This is a genomic window from Dietzia sp. E1 (assembly GCF_014145015.1).
Classification (GTDB): domain Bacteria; phylum Actinomycetota; class Actinomycetes; order Mycobacteriales; family Mycobacteriaceae; genus Dietzia; species Dietzia cinnamea_A.
This window is the reverse complement of sequence record NZ_JAALDU010000354.1, coordinates 1-3,818: the sequence shown is the minus strand read 5'-3', so window position 1 is coordinate 3,818 and position 3,818 is coordinate 1. Positions and strand designations below refer to the sequence as shown.

General features: G+C 72.9%; 4 protein-coding genes and 1 pseudogene. 2 read left to right on the top strand and 3 right to left on the bottom strand.

Annotated elements, in window-relative coordinates; genetic code table 11:
- Together G6030_RS11760 and G6030_RS11755 are read left to right on the top strand one after the other, a co-directional pair.
- On the top strand, nucleotides 1-521 hold a 521-nt coding region (locus G6030_RS11760; protein ID WP_182643246.1), incomplete at its 5' end, for a PH domain-containing protein.
- A complete protein-coding gene (locus G6030_RS11755) occupies nucleotides 518-2,209 on the top strand; it encodes a PH domain-containing protein (RefSeq protein ID WP_231888806.1) in 1,692 nt (563 codons plus the stop codon). The genes G6030_RS11760 and G6030_RS11755, both read left to right, overlap by 4 nt.
- Here G6030_RS11755 and G6030_RS11750 read toward each other — a convergent pair.
- From G6030_RS11750 to G6030_RS11740, 3 genes and pseudogenes are all read right to left on the bottom strand, one after another.
- Nucleotides 2,180-2,617, bottom strand: coding sequence for a hypothetical protein (locus G6030_RS11750; RefSeq protein WP_347238649.1), 438 nt, complete (start codon nucleotides 2,615-2,617; stop codon nucleotides 2,180-2,182). The genes G6030_RS11755 and G6030_RS11750 overlap by 30 nt on opposite strands.
- Nucleotides 2,614-3,510 carry an N-acetyl-1-D-myo-inositol-2-amino-2-deoxy-alpha-D-glucopyranoside deacetylase gene (gene mshB, locus G6030_RS11745; RefSeq protein ID WP_063972051.1) on the bottom strand — a complete coding sequence of 299 codons (897 nt, stop codon included), beginning with the start codon at nucleotides 3,508-3,510 and terminating at the stop codon, nucleotides 2,614-2,616. Before mshB ends, G6030_RS11750 begins: the two co-directional genes overlap by 4 nt.
- A pseudogene (locus G6030_RS11740) lies at nucleotides 3,507-3,818 on the bottom strand (ABC transporter family substrate-binding protein); the annotation flags it as partial. The pseudogene G6030_RS11740 and the gene mshB, both read right to left, overlap by 4 nt.

The window sequence follows — 3,818 nt, the reverse complement described above, 5'->3', positions numbered from 1 at the left end:
CGGACGCCGGCGACGCCCTGCTCACCTCCAACCGGGTGCTGGTGACCGCGCCGCGGCACCGTATCGAGAAGCGGACCGCGTTGCTGTTCGTGATCGAGGGGATCTGGTCGTGGGCCGTCCTCGCGGGCCTGCAGGTCGCCTGGTTCTACTGGGGTGAGAACGTCATGGGCTTCTGGAACTGGGTCGCCCTGGGCGTGACGGTGCCGTTCGCGTTCATGGGCATCGTCGTGGCGCCGTGGTGGCGCTACCTGGTCGCCCGGTGGGACGTGTCGGACACGGCGGTGTGCTCGCGCCAGGGGTGGTGGACCACCCAGTTCCGCATCGCCCCGTTGGCGCGACTGCAGAGCGTGTACACCACGCGGACGCTGTTCGAGCGCTGGTTCGGCCTCGCGACGGTCAACGCGTCCACCGCCTCCGCGCAGGGGACGGTGCAGATCCGCGGCCTGAACCTCGCGGACGCCGAGGCGTTGGCGCAGCACCTCATCGCGATCGCCAACCTGGACGCGGGGGACGGGACGTGAGCGGTTCGGTGACCGCGCCCGGCGCGGGGGGACGACCCGACGGCGACGACGACGAGGGCCGCTCCACCGTCGACACCGCCACCGCACCGGAGGCCGGACCGGCGGAGGAGGTCCTGGCGGCCGACGAACCCGCGGTGGCGGAGAAGGTCGACCCCGAGGCGCCGTGGGAGCGCCTCTCGTGGCGCATGCTGCTCGTCTATCCCCTCGGGATGCTCACCAGGCTCCTGCCGCTGTTCCTCATCTCCCTGTGGCTGGGCTCCAACCGGAGCAACTACTGGTTCGAGATCGTCATCGTCTCGATGGTGATCCTCGGTGGCGTGCTGCGGTGGCTCTCGACCAGCTACCAGGTCGGCCGCACGCACATCATCCTGCGCAAGGGCTTCTTCAGCCGCCAGGTGGTCACGGTGGCCCGGCAGCGGATCCGCAGCGTGGACACCGAGTCCGACCTGTTCCACCGGGTTCTGAGGGTCTCGATCGTGGAGGTGGGCACCGGCCGCGCGGACTCGGGAAAGTCCGACGCCGAGCGGTTCCGACTGGACGCGATCGACACGGCGCTCGTGGAGCCGCTGCGCGACGAGCTGCTCAAGCACCGGCGTGCGCTGGACCCGTCCCTCTCCGAGGAGGACGAGGTGCAGTGGGGGTCCAAGTACGGCGAGGACATCGCGCAGTGGAAGGTCACGTGGGCCCGGTTCGCGCCGTTCTCCTTCATCGGGTTCGGCGTCCTGTTCTCCCTGTGGCTCATCACGTGGCAGATGGGCGACATGCACGACCGGATCATGGACCTCGCGCTGGTCGAGGGCACCATCGCCTGGCTGGACTCGCTGGGGCAGCCGTGGGCGTTCGTGGGCAAGGGCGTCGCCATCTGGGCGGTCGCCGGGGTGCTCGCGATCATCACGTACGCGATCCGCTACGGCAAGTACGCACTCACCGATCACGGCCAGCTGCTTTACGTGCAGAACGGCGTCCTGCGGCGTAAGCACCAGGCGCTGGACAAGGCCCGCCTGCGCGGAGTGGAGATGCGCCTGCCGGTGTACCTGCGGATGCTCGGGGGCGGCCGCCTCGAGCCGATCATGACGGGCACCAAGAAGGGCGCCACGGCGTCCACGCTGCTGCCGCAGGCGCCGATCAAGGACGTGCGCCGGGTCGCGATCCGCATCCTCGGGGACTCGACGCCGGTGACCATCCCGCTGCGTCGCCATCCGTGGAAGGCGGCCCGGCGGCGCATCACGCGCGGCCTGCTGCCCTTCTGGGTCGTCGCCGGGTTGATCGTGCTCGTGCGGATCGACTCCGGCCCGTCCGCCGACATCTGGGTGGAGTGGGGCATCCCGGCCGCGCTCGTGTTCTTCCTGCTGCTCGCGGCGGACCGCATCCGCATGCTCGGGCACGCGCTGCTGCCGGGGATGCTGGTCACCTCGCACGGGTCGTGGACCGCCAAGCGGACGGTCCTCGAGGCCGACGGGATCATCGGCTGGACCGTCACTCAGTCGGTCTTCCAGCGTTCGGCGGGCGTGGCGACGGTGGCGGCGGCGACCCCGGCCGGCAACGGCGTCTACTCCGTGATGGACATCGACGCCGACGAGGCGTGGGCGCTGGCCGAGGCGCTGACGCCGGGCATCACCGACGTCTGGCACCACGACGCCGACCCGGGCGGCCGCGTGTCACCGTCGCTGGGGGTCCGGCGCGGGTGAGACCCGCAGGGTGGCCACCCACAGCGGGATGAGGCCGCCGAAGACCAGCAGCGCCAGTCCGCGCAGGCCGACGGGCACCGGCATGTCGCCGCCCGGGCCCAGGTCGAGCGCGACGAGCGTGAGGATCCACGCCAGGGCGGGGAACGCCGCGACGATCCTCCGGTCCGACCACGTCGAGGCGACGCGGACGAGGAACAGAGACCAGGCGCCGGCCGCCAGCACGCTGACGGGCATCGGCACGGGGCCCAGGTACATCGTCAGCCAGGCCGAGGCCAGCACGCAGCTGGTCGCCGCGGCGATCGCCAGGAGCACCAGGGCGATCCCGAACTCCACCGCCGAGGCGGGCCGGGCCGGGCGGGCCGGGTCGGTGGCCGTGGGCACGGCGGCCGCACCGGCCGCAGCGGTCACGACGCGTCCCCGCGGAGGCCGTCGAACAGGTGGGCCGAGCCGGGCTGGCATCTGACGTAGGGCCCGTCGTCGCCGGTCCGGTCGTGGGCGATGTACCACTCCACCTGGGGGACGGGTTGCAGGACGGCGTTGGTCAGGGCGAGGAACCACTGCTCCCCCTCGGGCCCGGGCACGAGCTCGAGCTGGGTGGCGTGCCCGGTGAGGGCCTCCAGCTTGGCGGCGTAGTCCGCGTCGTCCAGCGGGACGCGGTGGGTGAGGCGCGAGTCCGGCACGGACGGCAGTTCGTCCGGTTCGGCGTGACGGAGGTGGGCGGGCGGCTCGGGGTGCGTTCGGTCGAGCTCGGAGCGCGCGGTGACGGTCCACGCCACGCGGTCGGGCCGGTGGGCGGACTCCTCGACCGCGGCGTGCACCACCTCGTGGGCCCGGATGTGGTCCGGGTGTCCGTACCCGCCACGGGGGTCGTAGGTCACCACGAGGTGGGGCCGGAAGTCGTCGAGGATCGCCACCAGCTCGTCGACGGCCTCGCTTCCGGACCGGACGAACGCACGCGGGTGGTCGGCCGACGGCGTGCCCGCCATCCCCGAGTCCCGCCAGCGGCCGGCCCCGCCGAGGAACCGGGTGCGGTCCACGCCGAGGGCGCGCAGCGCGATCCCGAGTTCCCCGATCCGGTACCCGCCCAGCTGGTCGGCGCGGTCGGCGACGAGCCCGGACAACGCATCTCCGAGGACCTCCCCCTCCTCGCCGAGGGTGCAGGTGATCACGCGGACCTCGGCGCCGGCCGCGACCAGCGCGGCGATCGTGCCACCGGTGGTGATCGCCTCGTCGTCGGGATGGGCGTGCATGAACAGGGCGCGCAGCCCGTCCGCGGCCGGGGTCGCGGGCGTCGGGGTCATCCGGTCCTCCTCCAGGTGGGTGCGGTGTCGAAGACGTCGGTGACCGAAGCCGTGGCCGGAGCCCCGCCGTCCGGGTCGGCGCCGGGGTCGGTACCGGGTCCGCTCACGTCGACCCCGTCGGTGGCCAGCAGCAGGGTGGGGCGCACGAGCGGCACCCGCAGCGCCAGGTCGGCGACGCGTTCTCCCGCGGCGACCAGATCGGGTGTGGCCGTCGGCGCCGACGCGTCCCCGCCGGACACGCCCAACGCCCGGTCGAGCACGGGGTCGCAGATCCCGGAGACGTCGGAGGCGCGGGCGGTGGCGTCCCG